1 protein-coding gene is annotated in these 311 nt (G+C 67.2%); it reads right to left on the reverse strand.

Translation table 11 applies throughout. The features are described 5' to 3' along the window. On the reverse strand, positions 1–301 hold a 301-nt coding region (locus NE591_RS13825; protein ID WP_256156930.1), incomplete at its 3' end, for an AMP-binding protein. Positions 302–311: the final 10 nt, after the last annotated feature.

Here is a 311-nt window from a genome sequence, read left to right on the forward strand (position 1 = left end):
GGTTGTAATACTCCCCTCCCACGGCCTCCTCCGTACGCTCCGGGTTACCGTAGTAGCCCACGAACAACCCCGGCGGGTAGGCCTCTTTCAGGCCCGTCACGCAGATGGCGCCCTCCTCGCCGTCATCGACCTCGCGGCCGTCGTCGTCGAGCAGCTTCACGTTGAGCAGGGGCGACGGCTTGCCCATGGAGCCGGGCCTCGGCTCGATCCTCGGGAAGGTGGCCAGAAGCACCGGGCCCTCGGTCTGGCCGAAGCCCTCGCGGATCTTCTTGCCGGTGAGGCGCTCCCATTGAATGGTCACCTCCGCGTTC

The sequence above is a fragment of the Adlercreutzia sp. DFI.6.23 genome, assembly GCF_024462535.1.
GTDB classification, from domain to species: domain Bacteria; phylum Actinomycetota; class Coriobacteriia; order Coriobacteriales; family Eggerthellaceae; genus Adlercreutzia; species Adlercreutzia rubneri.